Origin of the sequence: Streptococcus sp. 477, assembly GCF_013277295.1 — a bacterium.
Classification (GTDB): domain Bacteria; phylum Bacillota; class Bacilli; order Lactobacillales; family Streptococcaceae; genus Streptococcus; species Streptococcus pseudopneumoniae.
Map to the genome: position 1 here is coordinate 1 of NZ_VMMQ01000012.1, position 16687 is coordinate 16687.

At 40.5% G+C, this 16687-nt stretch carries 13 protein-coding genes and 3 pseudogenes; 13 read left to right on the plus strand and 3 right to left on the minus strand.

Translation table 11 applies throughout. From position 1 onward, the window contains the following. Positions 1-207: 207 nt before the first annotated feature. From HT691_RS01695 to HT691_RS01710, 4 genes and pseudogenes are all read left to right on the plus strand, one after another. Positions 208-686: pseudogene (locus HT691_RS01695) on the plus strand (DUF1919 domain-containing protein); the annotation flags it as partial. Between the two features lie 101 nt (positions 687-787). Beyond that, positions 788-2917, plus strand: a complete 2130-nt coding sequence (locus HT691_RS01700; protein WP_000359137.1) for a Tex family protein — start codon at positions 788-790, stop codon at positions 2915-2917. Continuing rightward, positions 2904-3353 (plus strand): SprT family protein, encoded by a 450-nt coding sequence (locus tag HT691_RS01705; protein WP_023934011.1) that lies wholly within the window; start codon positions 2904-2906, stop codon positions 3351-3353. The genes HT691_RS01700 and HT691_RS01705 overlap by 14 nt, the downstream gene beginning before the upstream one ends. Before the next feature lie 58 nt (positions 3354-3411). After that, positions 3412-3684: a PspC domain-containing protein gene (locus HT691_RS01710; RefSeq protein WP_023934012.1), complete on the plus strand. Its 273-nt coding sequence runs from the start codon at positions 3412-3414 to the stop codon at positions 3682-3684. A 137-nt stretch (positions 3685-3821) separates the two neighbouring features. Here the strand turns inward: HT691_RS01710 and HT691_RS01715 are convergent, their stop codons facing one another. Then, positions 3822-4019 (minus strand): hypothetical protein, encoded by a 198-nt coding sequence (locus HT691_RS01715; protein WP_023934014.1) that lies wholly within the window; start codon positions 4017-4019, stop codon positions 3822-3824. Between the two features lie 430 nt (positions 4020-4449). On the opposite strand from HT691_RS01715, the gene HT691_RS01720 reads away from it, so the two are divergent. Both HT691_RS01720 and HT691_RS01725 read left to right on the plus strand, forming a co-directional pair. Beyond that, positions 4450-5208: an ABC transporter ATP-binding protein gene (locus HT691_RS01720; RefSeq protein WP_000173358.1), complete on the plus strand. Its 759-nt coding sequence runs from the start codon at positions 4450-4452 to the stop codon at positions 5206-5208. A 1-nt stretch (position 5209) separates the two neighbouring features. Beyond that, the gene (locus tag HT691_RS01725; protein WP_023934021.1) at positions 5210-7198 is read left to right on the plus strand and encodes an ABC transporter permease; all 1989 of its coding nucleotides are present in this window, start codon (positions 5210-5212) and stop codon (positions 7196-7198) included. Between the two features lie 146 nt (positions 7199-7344). On the opposite strand, the gene HT691_RS01730 is transcribed toward HT691_RS01725, so the two are convergent. Beyond that, a complete protein-coding gene (locus HT691_RS01730) occupies positions 7345-8040 on the minus strand; it encodes a VIT family protein (protein WP_023934023.1) in 696 nt (231 codons plus the stop codon). Between the two features lie 708 nt (positions 8041-8748). On the opposite strand from HT691_RS01730, the gene HT691_RS01735 reads away from it, so the two are divergent. Genes HT691_RS01735 through aguB form a run of 6 tightly spaced genes read left to right on the plus strand, consistent with a single transcriptional unit; the run spans position 8749 to position 15420 of the window. Further along, positions 8749-10209 carry an aminotransferase class I/II-fold pyridoxal phosphate-dependent enzyme gene (locus HT691_RS01735; protein WP_023934025.1) on the plus strand — a complete coding sequence of 487 codons (1461 nt, stop codon included), beginning with the start codon at positions 8749-8751 and terminating at the stop codon, positions 10207-10209. Continuing rightward, positions 10210-11070, plus strand: a complete 861-nt coding sequence (speE, locus tag HT691_RS01740; RefSeq protein ID WP_033705392.1) for a polyamine aminopropyltransferase — start codon at positions 10210-10212, stop codon at positions 11068-11070. Beyond that, the gene (locus tag HT691_RS01745; RefSeq protein ID WP_000088777.1) at positions 11067-12326 is read left to right on the plus strand and encodes a saccharopine dehydrogenase family protein; all 1260 of its coding nucleotides are present in this window, start codon (positions 11067-11069) and stop codon (positions 12324-12326) included. The genes speE and HT691_RS01745 overlap by 4 nt, the downstream gene beginning before the upstream one ends. Next, positions 12326-13453, plus strand: a complete 1128-nt coding sequence (gene nspC, locus HT691_RS01750) for a carboxynorspermidine decarboxylase (protein ID WP_172923282.1) — start codon at positions 12326-12328, stop codon at positions 13451-13453. The genes HT691_RS01745 and nspC overlap by 1 nt, the downstream gene beginning before the upstream one ends. Further along, the gene (aguA, locus tag HT691_RS01755; protein ID WP_050085769.1) at positions 13450-14535 is read left to right on the plus strand and encodes an agmatine deiminase; all 1086 of its coding nucleotides are present in this window, start codon (positions 13450-13452) and stop codon (positions 14533-14535) included. The genes nspC and aguA overlap by 4 nt, the downstream gene beginning before the upstream one ends. A 9-nt stretch (positions 14536-14544) precedes the next feature. Further along, entirely contained in the window at positions 14545-15420 is an 876-nt protein-coding gene (aguB, locus tag HT691_RS01760) for an N-carbamoylputrescine amidase (RefSeq protein WP_138706280.1), read from the plus strand. A gap of 145 nt (positions 15421-15565) precedes the next feature. Here the strand turns inward: aguB and HT691_RS01765 are convergent. Beyond that, a pseudogene (locus HT691_RS01765) lies at positions 15566-16364 on the minus strand (IS5 family transposase); the annotation flags it as partial. A gap of 130 nt (positions 16365-16494) precedes the next feature. Here HT691_RS01765 and HT691_RS01770 point away from each other — a divergent pair. Further along, positions 16495-16634 (plus strand): annotated as a pseudogene (locus HT691_RS01770) (IS630 transposase-related protein); the annotation flags it as partial. Positions 16635-16687: the final 53 nt, after the last annotated feature.

Genomic DNA, 16687 nt, shown 5'->3' on the forward strand with positions numbered 1-16687 from the left:
AATGTTTGGAACGCTTTTTTAAAACTAAATGATTATATAATTGAAATAAGAAGAAAATCATTATCAGAAAATTATAGGAGGTAGTAAAATTGACTTGCTTAATCAGTGTTATTTTATTACATCAAGGAGATAAAAATAGTTTATTAGAGTCTTTATTAATAGTTGATAGACAAACATTTAAAGATATAGAAGTTATTATTGTAAAGCCAATATAGAACACCTTTTGTTGGTTTATTTATTCTTCCTGATGATTATTATAAACTTACAAAGGATTTTCGGTACTATATGGAACAAGAACTTGTTTTCGAAGAGGAACTTGTTTCACCGAGCTGGACCCATGAAGTTTATCCTTTGGGGCACTTAGGGGATATAGATATTCATTTTCTACATTATTCTAGTATTGAAGAAGCACGGACTAAGTGGGAAAAAAGAAAAAACGCATAAATTGGGATAATCTATATTTTAAATTTGATAATAAAGATTCAGCTAGTGAAGAAATTTTAAATAAGATGGATAATCTTCCTTATTCTAATAAATTAATTTTAGTCAATCGTCCATATAAAAATTTGAAAAGTCAATGTGTTATTCCAGATCAGGAACATCTTCCAGAACTGGCTATTATGTCTGATCCATTAAATACTTTTGATATCATGGCTTGGTTAAAAAAAGGTGGCAATGCTCTTTAAGTGCAAGTTATTGCGCTGTAGCATATAAATCTATTTCCTACATATTTTTTAAATGTTCTACGAGTTAATTTGAAACGTTTAGCTTGTGGTATAATAGATTTATGGATAAAAAATATGAAAAAATCTCTCAGGATTTGGGAGTGACGTTAAAGCAAATTGATACCGTTCTAAGTTTGACAGCTGAAGGGGCGACTATTCCCTTTATCGCGCGTTATCGCAAGGACATGACTGGTAGTCTGGATGAGGTGGCGATTAAGGCTATTATTGATTTGGATAAAAGTCTGACAAATCTCAATGACCGTAAGGAAGCTGTCTTAGCTAAGATTCAAGAACAAGGTAAGTTGACCAAGGAATTGGAAGAAGCTATCTTAGTTGCCGAAAAATTAGCAGACGTTGAAGAACTCTATCTTCCTTATAAGGAAAAGCGTCGTACCAAGGCAACCATTGCCCGTGAAGCTGGACTCTTTCCTCTTGCTCGCTTGATTTTGCAGAATATAGTTGACTTAGAGAAAGAAGCTGAAAAGTTCGTCTGTGAAGGATTTGCGACTGGCAAGGAAGCCTTGACCGGTGCAGTTGATATTTTGGTCGAAGCCTTATCGGAAGATGTGACCTTGCGTTCTATGACTTATCAGGAAGTGCTGAGACACTCTAAACTTACTTCTCAAGCCAAGGATGAAAGTCTTGATGAAAAGCAGGTTTTTCAGATTTATTATGATTTTTCAGAGACAGTTGGAACTATGCAAGGCTATCGTACCTTGGCTCTCAATCGTGGGGAGAAACTTGGTGTCTTGAAGATCGGTTTTGAACATGCGACGGACCGTATTCTTGCCTTCTTTGCTACTCGTTTCAAGGTGAAAAATGCTTATATTGATGAAGTTGTTCAGCAATCCGTTAAGAAAAAGGTCTTGCCTGCTATCGAGCGTCGTATTCGGACAGAATTAACTGAGAAAGCTGAAGAAGGAGCTATCCAACTTTTTTCTGACAATCTGCGCAATCTCCTCTTGGTTGCTCCACTGAAAGGGCGCGTGGTTCTTGGATTTGACCCAGCCTTTCGTACAGGTGCCAAGTTAGCTGTCGTGGATGCAACAGGAAAAATGCTGACAACTCAGGTTATTTATCCTGTTAAACCAGCATCAGCTCGTCAAATCGAAGAAGCCAAGAAAGATTTAGCAGATTTAATTGGTCAATACGGTGTAGAGATTATTGCCATTGGAAATGGAACGGCCAGTCGTGAAAGTGAAGCTTTTGTAGCGGAAGTTCTGAAAGATTTCCCTGAAGTCAGCTATGTTATCGTTAATGAAAGTGGTGCTTCTGTCTATTCTGCCAGCGAACTTGCTCGTCAGGAGTTTCCAGACTTGACCGTTGAAAAACGCTCTGCCATTTCTATCGCCCGTCGTTTGCAAGATCCTCTTGCGGAATTGGTCAAAATCGATCCTAAGTCAATTGGTGTCGGTCAATACCAACACGATGTCAGTCAGAAGAAACTATCTGAGAGTCTGGACTTTGTTGTCGATACAGTGGTTAACCAAGTTGGTGTCAATGTCAATACAGCTAGCCCAGCTCTTCTTTCACACGTAGCTGGACTCAACAAAACTATCTCTGAAAATATTGTCAAATACCGCGAGGAAGAAGGAAAAATCACTTCACGCGCCCAAATCAAGAAAGTTCCTCGTCTGGGAGCCAAGGCCTTTGAGCAGGCTGCTGGTTTCCTTCGTATCCCTGAAAGTAGCAATATCCTTGATAATACAGGAGTTCACCCAGAGAATTACACTGCAGTTAAGGAACTCTTCAAACGTTTAGATATTAAAGACCTAAACGAAGAAGCCCAAAGCAAACTCAAGTCCCTTTCAGTCAAGGAAATGGCTCAAGAGCTAGACCTCGGTCCAGAAACCCTTAAAGATATCATTGCAGATCTTCTCAAACCAGGTCGAGATTTCCGTGATTCCTTTGACGCACCTGTGCTTCGCCAAGATGTCCTAGATATCAAAGACCTAGTGGTAGGTCAGAAGCTAGAAGGTGTTGTGCGTAACGTTGTTGACTTCGGTGCCTTCGTTGATATCGGGATTCACGAGGACGGCTTGATTCATATTTCTCATATGAGTCGCAAGTTTATCAAACACCCTAGTCAAGTGGTGTCAGTTGGAGATTTGGTGACCGTTTGGGTCAAGAAAATTGATACTGAACGTGAAAAAGTTAATCTGTCGCTCCTCGCTCCAAATGAAACTGACTGATTATGTCAAGCAGGTTTCGCTAGAAGACTTCGGCAGACCTTTTATCCATCAAGTCCAGTGGAATTCTCGTCTACGTTCGACAGGTGGGCGATTTTTCCCAAAAGATGGGCGTTTGGATTTCAACCCAAAGGTTTATCAGGAACTGGGTCTGGATGTTTTTAGGAAAATTGTCCGACATGAACTCTGTCATTATCACCTCTATTTTCAAGGGAAGGGCTATCAACACAAGGATCGGGATTTTAAGGAACTTTTGAAAGCAGTGGATGGATTACGCTTTGTACCAACCTTGCCAAATAGCAACTCCAAGCCTATCAGGATCTATCGTTGCCAATCCTGCCAGCAAAGTTATCAGCGCAAACGAAGTATTGATACTAAACGCTATCGCTGTGGAGTTTGTCGAGGAAAGTTGCTACTAGTAAATCAGCCTGAGGACTGATGAAAGCCGAGCCTACCCGTGATATACTATGTCTAACCTAGCAGAAAGAGGAAATATCATGAACAGTAAGTTTTATAAAATGAGACGAAATCGCATGATTTCAGGAGTTTTAGCAGGTCTGTCAGACAAGTGGAACTTTGATGTTACCCTTGTACGTTTTATGTTTGCCATTTTTACAGTCGCAAACTTTGGACTTGGGGTGATTATCTATATCATCCTAGCTTCTATCATGCCAACCAAGGAAGAAATCGAAGCAGAAATGTACGGAACAGGCCCACGTAAACGCAAAGAAGCTCAAGCCATTGACGATAATGAAGGCTGGTTTTGGTGAGGTTTTACAAAAGATTTGGAATACGCAAAAAGCTTTAAATCAATAGTCTAAACTGCTTGATTTAAAGCTTTTTTACTTTTAATAATATTTCGCCAGTCTCATCTGTAAACTAAAAATATTATTTTGAACTTAGATTTCTAATCTGATTTTTCATGCTGAGACAATACATTTTTTGATAAATGATGGATACTGATAACAACTGATAGCCAGCAAATAGCATAAGCAGTAGCTGTAATTCTTGTACCGATAAAGTATGTCTTTTCAACTAAGAGCTGACCGATGAATGGAGAGAGGAGATAGAGAAGTCCGATGAGCATATGTTCTTTGTGTTTCATTAAAGCGCACCTTCTTTCCTTATAGGTTGAACGACTTGCAAGTGTTCAATTTAATGGTGTGTCATCTAGGTAAGCTTACTCAAATGATAGTTTCTGCTTCCTCCTTTCCAAAGTAAGCCTTTTCACACTTATATTTTACAATTTTTAAAATAGGAAGTCAAATCATTTTCTAAGTAATTTTGCCTACATTTCCCCCAATCTTACAAAAATGTAAGATTAAAGTCTCTTTTGTAAGGTTAGGTTATGGCAAGCGGTCTTTTTTTGATGTAAACTAGACTCATAAAGAACAAAGGAGTAAGAACATGAAAAAATTATTTCAAGAAAAATTTTCAAAACAACCAAGCCACAAAGAAATCGAGCGTGTTCAACTGGGATGCGCTATGATGCAAGCAACATTTCATTTGATGGGATATTAAGAAAGGAGATTCTCATGACACTTTTAGATGTAAAACACGTTCAAAAAATTTATAAAACACGTTTTCAGGGCAACCAAGTAGAAGCCCTCAAGGATATTCACTTTACCGTCGAAAAGGGTGACTACGTTGCCATCATGGGTGAGTCTGGTTCTGGTAAATCAACTCTTCTCAATATTCTAGCTATGCTGGATAAACCAAGTCGTGGTCAGGTTTACTTGAATGGAACTGACACCGCAACCATTAAAAATTCACAGGCCTCTAGCTTCCGTCGTGAAAAGTTGGGCTTTGTCTTCCAAGACTTTAACTTGCTAGATACTCTATCTGTAAAGGACAATATCTTGCTTCCGCTTGTCTTGTCAAGAAGACCTATTACAGAGATGATGAAGAAATTGGTGGTGACAGCTGAGAATCTAGGTATCAACCAATTGCAAGAGAAGTACCCTTACGAGATTTCTGGTGGTCAGAAACAGCGTGTAGCAGTAGCCCGCGCCATCATCACAGAACCTGAAATTCTCCTTGCGGATGAGCCAACAGGAGCCCTTGACTCCAAATCATCTGCAGCCTTACTTGATGTCTTTGATGAAATCAATGAGCGCGGCCAAACCATTCTCATGGTAACCCACTCCACAGCAGCAGCAAGCAGAGCCAAGCGCGTACTCTTTATCAAAGACGGCATTCTTTACAATCAAATCTACCGTGGAGAAAAGACAGAGCGTCAGATGTTCCAAGAAATCTCTGATACCTTGACTGTCATGGCAAGCGAGGTGAATTAGTATGTTTCGATTAACCAATAAGTTAGCGGTATCGAACCTGATTAAAAACCGCAAACTCTACTATCCCTTTGCACTGGCTGTTCTCTTGGCAGTCACCATCACCTATCTCTTTTACTCCCTAACCTTCAATCCAAAGATTGCGGAAATCCGTGGAGGAACCACCATTCAAGCAACACTTGGATTTGGTATGTTTGTCGTCACCCTTGCGTCAGCCATTATCGTCCTTTATGCCAATAGTTTTGTCATGAAGAACCGTTCCAAGGAACTAGGAATTTATGGCATGTTGGGCTTGGAGAAGCGTCACCTGATCAGTATGACCTTTAAGGAGTTAGTGGTATTTGGGATTCTAACTGTTGGAGCGGGTATCGGTATTGGAGCCTTGTTTGACAAGTTAATTTTCGCTTTCTTGCTCAAACTGATGAAATTGAAGGTTGAGCTGGTCGCTACCTTCCAAATGAATGTTGTCATTGCAGTACTTGTTGTCTTTGGATTGATTTTCCTAGGGCTCATGTTCCTGAATGCCCTTCGAATCGCCCGTATGAATGCCCTCCAGCTCTCGCGTGAGAAAGCAAGCGGAGAGAAAAGAGGTCGTTTCCTACCTCTCCAAACGATTCTTGGTTCGATTAGTTTAGGGATTGGCTATTATCTTGCCCTTACGGTAACCGATCCTCTTACAGCCCTAACAACTTTCTTCCTAGCTGTTTTGCTGGTTATTTTTGGTACTTATCTATTGTTTAATGCAGGGATTACAGTCTTCCTACAAATCTTAAAGAAAAATAAGAAATACTATTACCAACCTAATAACCTCATCTCTGTTTCCAACTTGATTTTCCGTATGAAGAAAAATGCGGTTGGACTAGCAACCATCGCTATCTTGTCAACAATGGTTTTGGTAACCATGTCAGCAGCGACAAGCATTTTCAATTCCGCAGAATCCTTTAAAAAAGTTCTAAATCCTCATGATTTTGGGGTTTCAGGACAAAATGTTGAAAAAGAAGATTTAGACAAACTCTTGAGCCAGTTTGCAAGTGACAAAGGTTATAAGATTAAAGAGAAAGAAGTGATTCGTTATACTTACTTTGGTGTTGCAAACCAAGAAGGAAATAAGTTAACACTTTTTGAAAAAGGACAAAATCGTGTCCAACCCACAACAGTTTTCATGGTATTTGACCAAAAAGATTATGAAAATATGACTGGTCAAAAACTGTCTCTATCAGGAAATGAGGTCGGACTCTTTGCAAAGAATGAGGGAGTTAAAGAACAGAAAACTCTAACTCTGAATGATCATCAATTTTCTGTAAAAGAAGAATTTAATAAAGATTTTATTGTCAACCATGTCCCAAATCAGTTTAATATTTTGACTGCTGATTACAATTATCTTGTTGTACCTAATTTACAAGCCTTTTTGGACCAATTCCCAGATTCGGCTATCTATAATCAGTTTTACGGCGGTATGAATGTAAGTATCAGTGAAGAAGAGCAACTCAAAGTCGCTGAAGAATATGAAAAATACCTCGATCAATTTAATGCTCAATTAAACACGGAAGGTAGCTATGTTTATGGTAGCACTCTAGCAGATGCTAGTGCTCAGATGAGTGCCCTCTTTGGCGGTGTCTTCTTTATTGGTATTTTCCTATCCATTATCTTTATGGTCGGAACTGTTCTGGTCATCTACTACAAACAAATTTCTGAAGGCTACGAAGACCGTGAACGCTTTATTATCTTGCAGAAAGTTGGTTTAGATCAAAAGCAAATCAAGCAAACCATCAACAAACAGGTTTTAACTGTTTTCTTCCTTCCTTTGCTTTTTGCCTTCATACATCTAGCCTTTGCCTACCATATGCTTAGTCTGATTTTAAAAGTGATTGGTGTAATAGATACGACTATGATGTTGATTGTGACCTTGTCTATCTGCGCTATCTTCCTCATCGCCTATGTGTTGATTTTCATGATTACTTCAAGAAGCTATCGCAAGATTGTGCAAATGTAAAAAAAGATACCTCGACTTCAAAATCGAGGTATTTCTTGTATTTTATACTCAATGAAAATCAAAAAGCAAACTAGGAAGCTAGCCGCAGGTTNNCATATATACGGCAAGGCGAAGCTGACGTGGTTTGAAGAGATTTTCGAAGAGTATTAAATACTGAAAAGTTGTCCGAGTAAGAAGGTAACGCCCATAGTTAAGAGACCAATAGCAAGGTTCCGAATCATAGCTGTTTTGGTTGGGGCTTTTCCAAGTTTGGCACTAGTATAACCAGTGAGAAGAAGGGCCACACCGACGATAAGGACAGTAACAGGGATGCGGTATTCACTTGGGAAAATGGTCACTGAGAGCATTGGAGGCAAACTTCCAAGGAAAAAAGAAATAAAGCTAGAGATGGCAGCATGCCAAGGATTGGTAAACTCTTCATACTCAATACCGTATTTTTCCTCTACCAAAGCCTTGAGTGGATTATTTAAAAAGGCTTTGTTAGTCAAAAGTTGAGCAGAGGTTTCGCATTCTCCATTTTGGATATAGGCAGCATAGAGGGACTTTTTGGCTAGTTCCATATCTTGGTCTAGCAAGAGCTGCTCACGCGCAACGGCTGCTTCCTCAGTATCTTTTTGAGTTGAAACGGATACATATGCTCCACCAGCCATTGAAAAGGCACCAGCTAAGATAGCTGCAAATCCTGATAAAAAGATAATCCAGATATTGGTCGTGGCACTAGCAACTCCGATAACCACACCAGCAATGGAAATAATCCCATCATTGGCACCAAGAACACCCGCACGCAGGATATTTAAACGACCTGCAAAATTTGAATCGATTTCGTGATTTGTTTCTGACATACTATTCTCCTTTTTATCCAGTATAAAGGAAAGAGGTAATGAAATCAATCTTTTAAAAGTATCTGAAAAAAGTTGCACGATTTTAATGATATAAAAATATCGACATCTTCTCTGATAGATCAAACACCGAAGGTAAAGAGTATAGAATAGCATAAAAATTTTAAATTAAATAGGATAAACATTTTGTTCACTTTATAATCGTTTACAAGAGAATAATGAGTATTAAATCAAATAAAATCCAAATATTTTGCGAACTTTTTATATTTTTTTCGTAAACCGCTTTACAAGTTCTTAAAAACATGATATAGTAATAAAGCTTAGAAAATGAGATGATGTTTTCTAGCAAATATAAACCCAAGTAAAAAATGCCTACGGACAGGCAGGGTTGAATGCCGAAGCGTGGTTGAAAAGCCACATTATTGATAGGGTTAAAAGCCTACTTTTATAAGTTGATGTTAGGACGTTTGTCCTAATTCATAAATTTTTAGTGTGGTGAAAGCACACGTCATCTTGTGAAACGATCAATAAAGTACGTAATATTTGCTACTAGAGAGTTAGGAAACATCAGGAACAGACATACTCAACAGAAACCAAAATAAACACGTCAGAAGATTGCAGAGCAGGTGAAATCCTGCTCTTTTTTCATGAGTCAACCTTTAGTCGCCTTTATCTTCTTGAGGCACTAAAAATACGGTAAAGGAGTAAGTCTTGAAGAAGTTAGATCAAACCCAAGCCCCAATTTATGAGGCCTTGGTGAAGTTACGCAAGAAACGGATTGTTCCCTTTGATGTTCCAGGTCACAAGCGTGGACGGGGAAATCCAGAACTTGTCGAACTGTTAGGTGAAAAATGTGTTGGCATTGATGTCAATTCGATGAAACCCTTGGATAATTTAGGGCATCCTATTTCGATTATTCGAGACGCGGAGGAGCTGGGGGCAGATGCTTTTGGAGCTAGCCATGCCTTTCTCATGATTGGAGGAACAACTTCATCGGTGCAGACTATGATTCTGTCAACCTGCAAGGCAGGAGATAAGATTATTCTGCCACGTAATGTCCACAAATCTGCTATTAATGCGCTGGTTCTGTGTGGTGCTATTCCCATCTATATCGAGATGAGTGTAGATACTAAGATTGGTATCGCTTTAGGTCTTGAAAATGACCGAGTAGCCAAAGCCATAAAGGACCATCCAGATGCCAAGGCCATTTTGATTAACAATCCTACTTACTATGGAATCTGTTCAGACCTAAAGGGGTTGACAAAAATGGCTCATGAAGCTGGTATGATGGTTTTGGTAGATGAGGCCCACGGAGCGCATTTGCATTTCACTGATAAACTTCCAATTTCTGCTATGGATGCAGGAGCTGATATGGCAGCAGTCTCCATGCATAAGTCTGGTGGGAGTTTGACCCAAAGTTCGCTTCTTTTAATCGGGGAGCAGATGAATCCTGAATATGTCCGTCAGATCATCAATCTTACTCAGTCAACATCCGCCTCTTACTTGTTGATGGCTAGTTTGGATATTTCACGTCGCAACTTGGCCCTTCGTGGTAAAGAGTCGTTTGAGAAGGTCATTGAACTGTCTGAGTATGCTCGCCGTGAAATCAATGCCATCGGTGGCTACTATGCCTACTCAAAAGAGTTAATAGATGGTGTGTCGGTCTGTGATTTTGATGTAACCAAGTTGTCAGTTTACACTCAGGGTATTGGCTTAACAGGTATTGAGGTTTACGACCTCCTACGAGACGAATATGATATTCAGATTGAGTTTGGTGATATTGGCAATATCTTGGCCTATATTTCGATTGGTGACCGCATCCAAGACATCGAGCGCTTGGTCGGTGCTTTGGCTGACATCAAGAGACTATACTCACGAGATGGGAAGGACTTGATAGCTGGAGAATATATCCAGCCCGAGTTGGTGTTATCTCCTCAGGAAGCCTTCTATTCAGAGAGAAAAAGTTTGACCTTGGATGAATCTGTTGGACAGATCTGTGGAGAATTTGTCATGTGCTATCCTCCAGGGATTCCTATCTTGGCTCCTGGCGAACGCATTACACGAGAAATTGTCGACTATATCCAATTTGCCAAGGAACGTGGTTGCTCCCTCCAAGGGACGGAAGATCCAGAGGTCAATCACATCAACGTCATTAAGAGAAAGGAGAAATAGATGGATTTATGGTTTTCTGAAGTTCATACTCCAGATGTCAAATTGTCTCTGAGAACAGCCAAGCAACTTTACGCTGGAAAAAGTGAATGGCAGGATATCGAAGTCTTGGATACGCCAGCTTTTGGGAAAATACTGATTTTAAATGGCCATGTCTTGTTCTCAGATGCGGATGATTTCGTCTACAATGAAATGACCGTTCACGTTCCCATGGCTGTCCACCCAAATCCAAAGAAAGTATTGGTTATTGGGGGTGGTGACGGCGGTGTTGCCCAAGTATTAACACTCTATCCTGAACTGGAACAAATCGATATCGTGGAACCGGATGAGATGTTGGTCGAGGTCTGTCGTGAGTATTTCCCAGACTTTGCTGCAGGGCTAGATGATCCTCGTGTTACCATTTACTACCAAAATGGGCTACGCTTTTTGCGAAACTGCGAAGATGATTACGATATTATCATCAACGATGCGACAGATCCATTTGGCCATACGGAAGGACTCTTTACCAAAGAATTCTACGGCAATAGTTATCGAGCTCTGAAGGAAGACGGCATCATGATTTACCAGCATGGGAGTCCCTTCTTTGACGAGGATGAGTCGGCCTGCCGAAGCATGCACCGCAAGGTCAATCAAGCCTTTCCAATCAGTCGGGTTTATCAGGCCCATATTCCAACTAGCCCAGCTGGCTATTGGTTGTTTGGATTTGCATCGAAAAAATACCACCCTGTCAAAGATTTTGACAGGGAAGGTTGGAAAAAACGCCAGCTTTTCACAGAATACTACACTGCAAACTTACACGTGGGATCCTTTATGTTGCCCAAGTATGTTGAGGACATTTTAGAAGAAGAGGAAGGAAAAAAATGAGTCGTTTACTAGTTATTGGTTGTGGGGGCGTTGCCCAAGTTGCTATTTCAAAGATTTGTCAAGATAGCGAAACATTTACAGAGATTATGATTGCTAGCCGTACCAAGTCAAAATGCGATGACTTGAAAGCGAAGCTAGAAGGCAAAACAAGTACTAAAATTGAAACTGCAGCACTTGATGCTGACAAGGTTGAAGAAGTGATTGCCCTGATTGAAAGCTACAAACCAGAAGCTGTTTTGAATGTAGCTCTGCCTTATCAAGATTTAACCATTATGGATGCTTGTTTGGCAACAGGTGTTCACTATATCGATACAGCCAACTACGAAGCAGAAGACACAGAAGACCCTGAGTGGCGTGCTATCTACGAAAAACGTTGTAAGGAACTTGGTTTTACAGCCTACTTTGACTACTCATGGCAGTGGGCTTATCAAGAGAAATTCAAAGAAGCAGGCTTGACTGCTCTTCTTGGTTCTGGTTTTGACCCAGGTGTAACTAGTGTCTTTTCAGCTTATGCCCTCAAACACTATTTTGATGAAATCCATTATATCGACATTTTAGACTGTAATGGCGGTGACCACGGTTATCCATTTGCAACCAACTTTAATCCAGAAATTAATCTCCGTGAGGTTTCTGCGCCAGGTTCTTACTGGGAAGATGGGAAATGGGTCGAAGTCGAAGCTATGTCTATCAAGCGTGAGTATGATTTCCCTCAAGTTGGACAAAAAGATATGTATCTCCTTCACCATGAAGAAATCGAATCGCTGGCCAAGAACATTCCTGGAGTCAAACGCATTCGTTTCTTTATGACTTTTGGTCAATCTTACTTGACGCACATGAAATGTCTTGAAAATGTTGGACTCCTTCGTACGGATACCATTAACTTTAACGGCCAAGAAATTGTTCCAATTCAATTTTTGAAAGCCTTGCTTCCAGATCCTGCTAGCCTTGGTCCACGTACTGTAGGTAAAACCAATATTGGATGTATCTTTACAGGTGTCAAAGACGGTGTTAAAAAGACTATCTATATCTACAATGTCTGCGACCATCAGGAATGTTACGCAGAGGTTGGTTCGCAAGCTATTTCTTATACGACAGGAGTTCCAGCCATGATTGGGACAAAATTAGTCATGAACGGAACTTGGAAACAAGCTGGAGTGTATAACCTTGAGGAGTTAGATCCAGATCCATTCATGGAAGCTTTGAATGAGTATGGTTTGCCATGGGTTGTGGTTGAAAATCCACAAATGGTGGACTAATGAAGTTAGAACAAGTACCAACACCAGCCTATGTTATTGACTTGGCCAAGTTAGAAGCTAATTGCCGCATTCTACAATATGTACAAGAAGAGGCCGGTTGCAAGGTCTTGCTTGCCCAGAAGGCATATTCCCTCTACAAAACTTATCCCTTGATTAGCCAGTATCTATCAGGTACGACAGCTAGTGGACTCTATGAGGCCAAATTGGCAAGGGAAGAATTTCCTGGTGAAGTCCATGTATTTGCGCCTGCTTTCAAGGATGCAGACTTGGAGGAATTGCTTGGGATAACAGACCATATCGTCTTTAACTCAGAGAGACAGTTGCGTAAGCATGGGGCTCGTTGTCGAGAGGCTGGTGTCAGTGTTGGTTTGCGCCTCAACCCTCAGTGTTCAACTCAAGGAGATCACGCGCTCTATGACCCTTGTGCACCAGGTTCTCGCTTTGGAGTTACTATAGACAAGATTCCGAGTGATTTGCTAGATTTGGTTGACGGACTTCATTTTCATACCCTTTGCGAGCAGGGAGCAGATGATTTACAAACAACTTTGAAAGCAGTAGAAGAACAGTTTGGTCCCTACTTACATGAGGTAAAATGGCTCAATATGGGTGGTGGTCATCATATTACAAGAGAAGGTTACGATGTGGATTTGCTGATTTCAGAAATCAAGCGTATCCGAAAAACTTACAATCTTGAAATCTATATCGAGCCTGGTGAAGCCATTGCGCTTAATGCGGGTTATTTAGCAACTGAGGTATTAGATATTGTAGAACACGGTATGGAAATCTTGGTTTTAGACGCCTCTGCGACCTGCCATATGCCTGATGTACTTGAGATGCCCTATCGTCCACCTTTGAGAAATGGCTTTGAGGCACAGGAAAAAGCCCATACCTACAGACTTTCTTCTAATACCTGTCTGACGGGCGATGTGATTGGTGATTATAGTTTTGAAAATCCAGTCCAAATCGGAGACAGACTTTATTTTCAAGACATGGCCATTTATTCTTTTGTCAAAAATAATACCTTTAATGGTATTGGATTGCCAAGTCTCTATCTCATGGACGAACAGGGAGACTGTAGCTTACTCAAAGCTTTTGGCTATCAAGACTTTAAAGGGAGATTATCATGATGGACAGTCCAAAAAAATTAGGCTATCACATGCCAGCAGAGTACGAACCCCATCATGGTACCCTCATGATATGGCCGACTCGACCAGGATCATGGCCTTTTCAAGGAAAGGCTGCTAAAAGAGCATTTACTCAGATCATCGAGACCATAGCAGAAGGGGAAAGAGTCTATCTTTTGGTGGAGCAGGCCTATCTATCTGAAGCCCAATCCTATCTTGGAGACAAGGTTGTTTATTTAGACATTCCCACCAATGATGCCTGGGCGCGTGATACTGGCCCAACCATTCTCGTCAATGATAAAGGTAAGAAATTAGCCGTGGATTGGGCCTTCAATGCTTGGGGAGGCACCTATGATGGTCTTTATCAAGATTATGAAGAGGATGACCAAGTAGCCAGTCGTTTTGCTGAGGCCTTGGAAAGGCCTGTCTATGATGCTAAACCTTTTGTACTGGAAGGAGGCGCAATCCATAGCGATGGTCAAGGAACTATTCTCGTAACTGAAAGTTGCTTGCTTAGTCCTGGTCGCAATCCTAACTTGACTAAAGAGGAGATTGAAAACACATTATTAGAAAGTCTTGGTGCTGAAAAAGTTATTTGGCTTCCTTATGGTATTTATCAGGATGAAACCAATGAACACGTCGATAATGTTGCTGCCTTTGTTGGTCCTGCTGAGCTTGTTTTGGCTTGGACAGATGACGAAAATGATCCCCAGTATGCCATGTCAAAAGCAGATCTCGAACTCTTAGAACAGGAAACAGATGCAAAAGGTTGTCACTTCACCATTCATAAATTGCCTATCCCTGCAGTTCGACAAGTTGTGACAGAAGAAGATTTGCCAGGCTACATCTATGAAGAAGGAGAAGAAGAGCGATACGCAGGTGAACGACTAGCAGCTTCCTACGTAAACTTTTATATCGCCAACAAGGCTGTCTTGGTTCCACAGTTTGAGGATGTAAACGACCAAGTGGCCTTAGATATCCTCAGCAAGTGTTTCCCAGACCGTAAAGTTGTCGGAATACCAGCCAGAGATATTCTCTTAGGTGGTGGCAATATCCACTGTATCACCCAACAAATTCCAGAATAGGAGAAAAAGATGAGAAATGTAAGAGTTGCAACCATTCAGATGCAATGCGCCAAGGATGTGGCAACAAATATTCAAACAGCGGAGCGCTTAGTACGTCAGGCTACAGAACAAGGCGCTCAAATCATTCTCTTACCAGAGTTGTTTGAACGTCCCTATTTCTGTCAGGAACGTCAGTATGACTACTACCAGCATGCCCAGTCGGTGACAGACAATACAGCTATTCAGCATTTTAAAACCATTGCCAAGGAGCTAAAGGTCGTTTTACCAATCAGTTTCTATGAAAAAGATGGTAATGTCTTGTATAACTCTATTGCCGTCATTGATGCAGATGGTGAGGTGCTGGGTGTTTATCGAAAGACCCACATACCAGATGACCATTATTATCAAGAAAAATTTTATTTCACACCTGGCAACACAGGTTTCAAGGTCTGGGATACTCTCTATGCCAAGATCGGGATCGGTATCTGTTGGGATCAATGGTTCCCTGAAACAGCCCGCTGTCTTGCGTTAAATGGTGCTGAATTGCTCTTTTATCCTACAGCCATTGGTTCAGAGCCAATTTTAGATACGGATAGTTTTGGTCATTGGCAACGTACCATGCAAGGACACGCAGCAGCAAATATTGTTCCAGTCATCTCAGCCAATCGTTATGGATTGGAAGAGGTCACGCCTAGTGAGGAAAATGGCGGACAGAGTTCCAGTCTTGACTTCTACGGTTCCTCCTTTATGACGGATGAAACAGGAGCTATTCTAGAACGAGCTGAAAGACAAGAAGAAGCTGTTCTGTTAGCTACTTATGACCTAGACAAGGGAGCAAGTGAACGCCTAAACTGGGGCTTGTTTCGAGATAGAAGACCAGAAATGTATCAACGAATTACGGACTAGTAGGGGAGAAATGAGAGGTTCATTCTGCTAGACTAACTTCTTATTAGCAACTATAAGATACTATGGTATCTAGTAAATCGATTTTTATGATTCACTATTCTTTTATCTTGATTAGTCCGTATTTTATACTAGACTTCCTGCAAAACTAGAATCCTAGTTCATGATTGATAATACCAACAATCAAATTCATTCGTAATCCGAAGCGTTTACGATGATTTCGATAGGTTGTTGAAAACATTTTAAACGTTTTTACTTTGGCAAAGATGTTCTCAACCTTGCTTCTCTCCTTAGATAGCGCATGGTTACAGGCTTTCTCTTCAGCTGTTAGTGGCTTGAGTTTGCTGGATTTACGTGGAATTTGTGCTTGAGGATATATCTTCATGAGCCCTTGATAAGCACTGTCAGCCAAGATTTTACCAGCTTGTCCGATATTTCTGCGACTCATTTTGAACAACTTCATATCATGACAATAGTTCACAGTGATCTCCAAAGAAATAATTCTCCCTTGACTTGTGACAATCGCTTGAGCCTTCATAGCGTGGCATTTCTTTTTACCAGAATCATTCTCTAATTGTTTTTTAAGGCGATGGATTTTTACTTCCGTCGCATCAATCATTACCGTGTCCTCAGAACTGAGAGGAGGTCTTGAAATCGTAAAACCACTTTGAACAAGAGTTACTTCAACCCATTGACTCCGATGGGTTAAGTTGCTTTCGTGGATACCAAAATCAGCCGCAATTTGTTCATAAGTTCGATATTCTCGCACATATTGAAGTCGCCATAAGAAGGTATTCTAGGCTTAGTTTAGGTTTTCGTCCCCCTTTTGCGTGTTTACCTTGATAAGCTGTTTTCAATACAGCTAACATCTCTTCAAAAGTCGTGCGCTGAACAGCAACAAGGAGCTTAAATCGTGTATCAGTTAGTTGTTTACTTGCTTCATAATTTTATTGTATCATATTTTTGTTTCACAGGAAGTCTATTATATTTAAGGATATTTGAAAGCTGTATTTTAGAAAAACAATTATGGAGTTTTGATATTTTCTTAGTTTCAAACAAGCATGTTATAATAAAGCTATGGCATATAGTACAGATTTTAAACATCGAGAATTAGATTACATCAAAGAGGGGCACAGCCATGTCGAGGCAGCCAAGGTTTTTGATGTTGGCGTCAGAACTCTCTTCATGTGGGAAAAGAAAGACGTGAACAAGGACACTCATACTAAGCTAAAATAAAAAAGCATTATATAGTAGTAATATGAAATCAACT

Bases quoted from the DNA above. Each gene is read 5' to 3' on its own strand.
- HT691_RS01700 (WP_000359137.1), top strand. From the start codon at position 788: ATGGATAAAAAATATGAAAAAATCTCTCAGGATTTGGGAGTGACGTTA.
- HT691_RS01705 (WP_023934011.1), top strand. From the start codon at position 2,904: ATGAAACTGACTGATTATGTCAAGCAGGTTTCGCTAGAAGACTTCGGC.
- HT691_RS01710 (WP_023934012.1), top strand. From the start codon at position 3,412: ATGAACAGTAAGTTTTATAAAATGAGACGAAATCGCATGATTTCAGGA.
- HT691_RS01715 (WP_023934014.1), bottom strand. From the start codon at position 4,019: ATGAAACACAAAGAACATATGCTCATCGGACTTCTCTATCTCCTCTCT.
- HT691_RS01720 (WP_000173358.1), top strand. From the start codon at position 4,450: ATGACACTTTTAGATGTAAAACACGTTCAAAAAATTTATAAAACACGT.
- HT691_RS01725 (WP_023934021.1), top strand. From the start codon at position 5,210: ATGTTTCGATTAACCAATAAGTTAGCGGTATCGAACCTGATTAAAAAC.
- HT691_RS01730 (WP_023934023.1), bottom strand. From the start codon at position 8,040: ATGTCAGAAACAAATCACGAAATCGATTCAAATTTTGCAGGTCGTTTA.
- speE (WP_033705392.1), top strand. From the start codon at position 10,210: ATGGATTTATGGTTTTCTGAAGTTCATACTCCAGATGTCAAATTGTCT.
- HT691_RS01745 (WP_000088777.1), top strand. From the start codon at position 11,067: ATGAGTCGTTTACTAGTTATTGGTTGTGGGGGCGTTGCCCAAGTTGCT.
- nspC (WP_172923282.1), top strand. From the start codon at position 12,326: ATGAAGTTAGAACAAGTACCAACACCAGCCTATGTTATTGACTTGGCC.
- aguA (WP_050085769.1), top strand. From the start codon at position 13,450: ATGATGGACAGTCCAAAAAAATTAGGCTATCACATGCCAGCAGAGTAC.
- aguB (WP_138706280.1), top strand. From the start codon at position 14,545: ATGAGAAATGTAAGAGTTGCAACCATTCAGATGCAATGCGCCAAGGAT.